The organism is Blautia sp. 210820-DFI.6.14, from assembly GCF_020558815.1.
GTDB lineage: Bacteria > Bacillota > Clostridia > Lachnospirales > Lachnospiraceae > Blautia_A > Blautia_A obeum.
In genome coordinates this window covers 21,211-27,381 of sequence record NZ_JAJCKS010000033.1, presented here as the reverse complement: position 1 = coordinate 27,381, position 6,171 = coordinate 21,211, and the positions used below count along the sequence as shown (strand labels likewise).

Annotated in this window: 6 protein-coding genes; 2 read left to right on the top strand and 4 right to left on the bottom strand. The window is 42.8% G+C overall.

From position 1 onward, the window contains the following. From LI112_RS16085 to LI112_RS16070, 4 genes are all read right to left on the bottom strand, one after another. The coding region (locus tag LI112_RS16085; protein ID WP_227191085.1) for a carboxymuconolactone decarboxylase family protein at window positions 1-553 on the bottom strand (553 nt) is incomplete at its 3' end. Between the two features lie 28 nt (window positions 554-581). After that, entirely contained in the window at window positions 582-1,052 is a 471-nt protein-coding gene (locus LI112_RS16080) for a flavodoxin (protein WP_227191084.1), read from the bottom strand. Window positions 1,053-1,178: 126 nt separating this feature from the next. Next, window positions 1,179-2,057 (bottom strand): LysR family transcriptional regulator, encoded by an 879-nt coding sequence (locus LI112_RS16075; RefSeq protein WP_227191083.1) that lies wholly within the window; start codon window positions 2,055-2,057, stop codon window positions 1,179-1,181. A 104-nt stretch (window positions 2,058-2,161) separates the two neighbouring features. Beyond that, entirely contained in the window at window positions 2,162-3,682 is a 1,521-nt protein-coding gene (locus LI112_RS16070) for a CdaR family transcriptional regulator (RefSeq protein ID WP_005426708.1), read from the bottom strand. Between the two features lie 255 nt (window positions 3,683-3,937). Between LI112_RS16070 and LI112_RS16065 the strand changes: the two genes are divergently transcribed. Together LI112_RS16065 and LI112_RS16060 are read left to right on the top strand one after the other, a co-directional pair. Next, complete coding sequence (locus LI112_RS16065; RefSeq protein ID WP_005426710.1) at window positions 3,938-5,158, top strand: hypothetical protein; 1,221 nt, start codon at window positions 3,938-3,940, stop codon at window positions 5,156-5,158. Window positions 5,159-5,174: 16 nt separating this feature from the next. Then, entirely contained in the window at window positions 5,175-6,164 is a 990-nt protein-coding gene (locus LI112_RS16060) for a glycine cleavage T C-terminal barrel domain-containing protein (protein WP_005426712.1), read from the top strand. Window positions 6,165-6,171: the final 7 nt, after the last annotated feature.

The window sequence follows — 6,171 nt, the reverse complement described above, 5'->3', positions numbered from 1 at the left end:
ATACCAGAATCTGCCCACCTCCGCTTTTTGCATGATGGATGTGCCAGTTATTTCTACATCCAGGTTCAAATGTCACATTGAAAATTCCAACCTGAGAAGTAGAAATCGGTGCAAGAAAACTCCTGCCCGAAAAATACTGTGCAAAGCCATCGTTTGGTGCACCAATTGGAAATACCATCTCTTTTGCATGCGCGCGCATCGCTTCCTCTTCGTATGGCAAATCTCCTTCACCTGCCTCCCACACTTCCTTTGCAAGATTGAAAACAGCCCATGCTTTTGGCCAACCTGCATAGAATGCAACATGTGTGATCACTGCAGCAATCTCTTTTTGTGTTACACCATGATTTTTTGCATTTTGAAGATGATATTTTAAAGAAGAATCCGTAATTCCGGAAGCCATCAGAGCAACCACGGTAATAATGCTTCTTGTTTTTACATCGATATCCTGGTTATTCCAGTTTTCACCGAAAAGCACATCATCGTTAAAATGTGCAAACTCCGGTGCGAATTCGCCAAGTGCATTTCTTCCTGCTGTCTGTATTATTTTTCCCATATTATGTATCCCTCCATAGCACTGTTATTTATAAAGATTTTACCCAATCACTGATTTCCTGTTTTGTTCCACGATTTAACAGGCTGCCTTCTGTGATAACTGCATCCGGTGCAGATGGCTGTAATTCCTTTACAGTATTACCGAATCCACTTCCACCGGATGTTGCAAAGAGCACAATCTTTTTGCCACTGAAATCATAGGCTTCCAAAAATGTATTGACAATTGTCGGAGCTACATACCACCAGATTGGGAATCCCAGAAGGATCTCGTCATAAGAACTCATATCCATCTTTTTCTTCATAATCTCCGGTCTGTATTTCTTATCACTCATTTCCACACTGCTGCGGGATTTTTTATTCATCCAGTCAAGATCAGCCTTTGTATATGGAACTTTTGGCTCAATCTCAAATAAATCCGCTTTTGCTTCCTCTGCAATCATTTCTGCTACTTTTTTTGTTGTCCCGCTTGCACTGAAAAATGCGACTAAATTTTTACTCATAATAAAAATCCCCTTTCTTTGCGAATTTTTCGTATAAAAATAGATGTATAAGATTTGAATTTCTCTTATACATCTATTTTATACCTGATATTTTTATTATGTCTAATGCTTATATTGAATTTTATTTTATGCCCGGAAAGCATTAATTTCCTCGATCATTTTACGGACTGCCAAAGAATATGGGATGTTTCGTCTCCAGGCAATCACCGTACTGGTCGTGATTTCAGGAGAAATTCTTCGCTGTACAAGAATATCCTCCCGCCAATACTTTGCAGCACCTTCGATGGATACCGGATAGCCCAGTCCATTTGCTGCCATAACTCCGGCATTCGTTCCAAGATTACTTGTAAAAGCAATCTGCAGTTTCGAAAAGTCTTTTCCAAACCAATTGGCAAGTTCACTTTGAACATTTACTCTTTCCGGCAGAATCAAGGGTTTTCCAATAAGATCTTCTTTTTTTATAAACTCTTTTTCTGCCAGCGGATCATCCGGCCGCATTCCGACACACCAGTGATCGCAATCTGTGATCCGGATATAATCCAGCCCTTCGGTGTCCACCGGCTCCATGAATAATGCAATATCTACAAGTCCTTTGTTCATCATCTCATACACTGCATCTGCTGTTGCAGTATGCAATACAATCTGAACCAGCGGGTATTTTTCTTTATATATTTTACATATCTCCGCCAATGTCTCCACCGCTGCAAATTCACCGCATCCAATGGTTATCGTGCCCTCTACAACCTCTTCTTTTCCTTTCAGTTCCTCAAGCGTCCTTTCCTCAAGATTAAGAATCTCCAAGGCACGCCTTTTTAATAGAATCCCCTCATCAGTAAGTGAAATTTTCTTCCCGCTTCGAATAAATAATGTTATTCCCAGGTTCTCTTCAAATGCCGCCATTTGTCTGGAAAGCGTTGGCTGGGTAATATGCAATTGTTCTGCTGCTTTTGTAAAGCTCTGTTCTTTTGCTACTGTCAAAAAATAGCGTAATAGTCTTAATTCCATGTTTTTATATTCCTACAATTTTTTTATTCTAACCATTCTATCATGTTGCATCCCAGACATCATCTATATCTTTAATGTGACATTTTACAGTCTTATGTGATAAGTTATTTCAGATAAATTTTCTCTATTCGTCGTTGCTCCAACTCGGCCCTAAGAATAATCCCAAGTGTCAGACAATAGTCCGGATCCCTCAGATCACTGCCAAGCATGGCAGTAATATGAGATAACCGATCGAGCAGAGTAGAACGATGCAGATAAAGCGCCGCAGCAGTTTTTGTAACAGAAAGATTATTGTCCAAATACACCCTCAGAGTATGTAAATAAGAAACCTGTGAACTGTCATCATGTTTCTTCAGGCGTTTCAGGCCTTCCGTATAATAAACCCAGCTTGGCCGTCCCGCCAGAGCACTGTTGAGAAGCTGCGGAAGCAAATAGTCCTGAAAATAGAATATGATAGAATTATCTTCCTGAGAAAGTCCGTTCTGCAACGCCGCAGAAGCCTGAAACCAGGCATGATTTCCATCGTAGAGATTGTTAAATGAGGAGGAAACACCACAAATGGCTCCAAGTTTTTCCAAAACGGAAGTCAGCGAATCCATTGATTCCTTTTGAACCTGATCAGCAGGCAGAAATTCTACAACAGCATCCTCAAATTCAAATGCAAATGATCCTGGATGTCGCTCCTCCAAAGCAGCAGAAAGATAGGTTCCTGAAAGATGACTACCGCTGGATTCCGGAATCAGCTTCATACAGATCCAATCATGCTTTCCATTTTCCATACTCAAAGCACGACGATATTCAAAATCAATACGCTGCCCGGAAATGACGCTGCGCAAGGCTCGTCGTACAGCGGTACGGGTACTGGACAAAATCGGATTCTGCTGAATAGCCTGTCGCAGAAGTTTGGAAAAGAAAACTGCCAATGCCCTGTCAGAGGACCTGAATGGACGAGATTCTTCAAAAACAGTCAGACATCCTAAGTATTCTTCCTGATCGAAAATATTTACAGAAAGAGAACGCTTTCCCTGTAATTCCAGCAACAGAGGTTCGCGAACATAGTTGGACATATCATGCAAAGACAGAAATGTTGCCATTTTCTCAACATCGAAAGATTGCGTATCCAATTGCAATCCCAATTGTTTTTTCAGGTACTCTTCCTCCGTCACTCCCAGATAGCGAAAATCCGAGCCTATAAGCAGCATTGGATTTTCAAAGATGCCTCTGCTGGCATCCAGCATTTGAGACAAAGCTGCACCATGGCGCAGGATGAACCAGAGCCTTTCCTCCCAGGTATCATATTGATTGAATACCTCCTGCACCAAATTGAATATTCGAAAAATGTCCTGGCTGCCATGTATAAGAATAACGCTGCACCGCTCATAGTAGGCATTAAGATTCCAGTGTTCTCCCAAACATACCAGACAGACATTTTCTCCCAACTCTGGTGTCTGTGGTAAATGATCTGCAGAACAGACATAGACACTATTTTCCTCAAAGGACTGAGATCGATCCAGATAAAATTCCGGTCGGTTCAAGATCAGTGTACTGTTCTTCCTGCCATGAAACAAAACTCCTGTCAGTTCTTCTTTCAGCCTCCAATAAAGAATATCCGCGCATAACTTCATAACCAGCCTCCCAAATTATTCTAAAAATATTATAATTTTTCAAAAAAAAGCTGTCAAGATATCACCCATACGTTTTGTATGGGTGGCATCTGTTTTATATGCATTATTCACAAATAATGTCCATATAAATTGTATGGTTTTTTAGAATACAAATTGTATGTAAAGAAGAAGATAAAAACCATCTTTTTGTAGAATGTTCGATGCAGTATTTTTTGACTATAATAAATCAAAACAAAAGTAGACAGGAGGTATACCATGCTAAAAGAAAAACTGGAGACGAAAAAATGCTTTTCAACTGCCTGGGGCAGACTAATTACGGAGGAAGAAGCCTATCGACAGCTGAATCGCCAAATTGCCGCTATGACTGCCAATCTTTTTCAGGTCATGCGCATTTTTGAACCTAACTGGGAAAAACGCACCGCAGCCATCTGCAATATTGCCAATATGATGAATATGGCAGTTGCAGGAAGCCCCGATGAACAGAAAAACTATGTTAATGCTGCTCTCTATGAAGCATTTAACATCCCGGAGCTTTGTGAAAAATCCAGCTGGCTTGGTGGCATTACCGGTGACTCCGGCGATGAATGGGAAAATATGGCCGGTCGAGTAATACAGTTTACCCGAAATCGAGTGGAAAAAGAGCTGGATACCTGTCCCTGGGATATTGTGGGCAGCGAACTGTGCAATATGACCACCAGTATGTTCACTGCAAACTTCGATCTGGCTTCTTCCAACGGAACAGAAAACGAAGTGGCACTGAATATGTGCCAGGCACGAGGCTGTGGTAACAAGCACTGTCGTGTCGTGGCAGAACGACGGGATGTCTATGGACTGCCGAAGCAGGATTGGCTGGAACATATGCAGCAACCTGTAGATCCTATTCATGATACGCCTCGAGAACGCATGGTCAAAGATGGTCAGTGTCTGCGTAATGGTCAATACACACAGAACTTCGGCGAGGAAACATCGCTGGAAAAAGCATATCACTGGGTTGCGCAAATGGGCTGGGTATGGTCTATCCAGTTCCCAATGATGGCTATTAAAGAGATGGCGCCTGATGAAGATGAATTCATGCGAGTATTCCGCATTATCTTTGCTACTGCCGGTAAAAATCAGTTTATCGATCCCTTTGCAAAAGAAGGTCTGCGGAGTTTTCTGGGCATTCCTCATGATATGGACGAGAACGACGGCCGTATTCTCGGCGGATATATCCGCTATATGCTGGACGTACAACAGGTCCCCTATGAGATGGTTCGCTGGACCAAGGATGAAACCTGGATCAAGGTCAAATCAGAGGACTTTACTGCCCGTTATGAGATGGCACCTCTGGATGAACTGGTAGATGCCTACGAGGCACAGTGGAATGGTGCAGCTAAAACGCTGGTCAGCACGGAATGGTCCTGTGTAATCGAAAATCGTGACGAAGAAGAAATGTACATCAAGGTCATCCGCAAGGAAGACTCGCGAATGCTGTAAAGGAGGAGGACAAAATATGCTGTTTAGAGAAGATAACGTCGCACGCGCAGACGCTGATGCTATACGTAAGGGTGTGGGATTTTACCGCTGGACACACGATATCGTAGAGATTACCGGCAAAGACGCACTGGAGGTTCTTCAAAAGATTTATATCAGCAACATTTCCAAAGTTGCTGTCGGACGTTCAAAATACACTGCATCGCTGGATGAAAACGGTGAAATCATTGACGATGTGATCGTCATGCACATGGCAGATGGTCTGTACTGGGTCTCCGACCTCTATGGACCACGTTTGCTACCGTGGATTGAGAAGCACAAAGGTACAGCTGATATTCAGACAAAAATCATCACCTATGACTGGGATATGTATGCCATACAGGGACCTGATAGTATCAATGCGATGAATGCCATGTTAGATAAACCGATTGACGAACTCAAACGGTTTGGCATCTGCGAGCGTAAGATTGGCGATATTCCTGTCTATATTCACCGTTCCGGCTTCACCGGTGAAAATGGCTATGAAATCTATTCTGCATTTGATAAGAGTGCAGAAATTCACAATTTAGCACTGAAAGCTGTCGAAGCTGTCGGAGGACGTGAACTTCAAACTCTTGAAGTCTATGTCCGATCTATCCCAATGGAAAAAGGCTTCGCGCTCAAACAGGACTTTAAGCACCTGAGTCCATATGAGTGTGGACTCGGATGGGCCGTTGCCGCTGATAAAGATTTCATTGGTAAAGAGGCAGCACTGGCGCGTAAAGAACATCCGAAATATCGTATGGTCGGTCTTGAATTTTCACGTGAATCAACAGAAGATATCTCCATCTGGGAGCGTGTATACTGGTACGGTGTGGAAGTCGGCCGCTGTGCACAGACAATCTACGGCTATACAGTCGACAAAAACATTGGTTTTGCCACCGTCCGCGCTGACATACCCGATGGTGCGGAGCTGACCGTTGGCTGCAATGATTCTCCGGCCATCGTGGTAAACAAAGTTTTCTGCTGAGAAAGGA

Bases quoted from the DNA above. Each gene is read 5' to 3' on its own strand.
- LI112_RS16080 (WP_227191084.1), bottom strand. From the start codon at position 1,052: ATGAGTAAAAATTTAGTCGCATTTTTCAGTGCAAGCGGGACAACAAAA.
- LI112_RS16070 (WP_005426708.1), bottom strand. From the start codon at position 3,682: ATGAAGTTATGCGCGGATATTCTTTATTGGAGGCTGAAAGAAGAACTG.
- LI112_RS16075 (WP_227191083.1), bottom strand. From the start codon at position 2,057: ATGGAATTAAGACTATTACGCTATTTTTTGACAGTAGCAAAAGAACAG.
- LI112_RS16060 (WP_005426712.1), top strand. From the start codon at position 5,175: ATGCTGTTTAGAGAAGATAACGTCGCACGCGCAGACGCTGATGCTATA.
- LI112_RS16065 (WP_005426710.1), top strand. From the start codon at position 3,938: ATGCTAAAAGAAAAACTGGAGACGAAAAAATGCTTTTCAACTGCCTGG.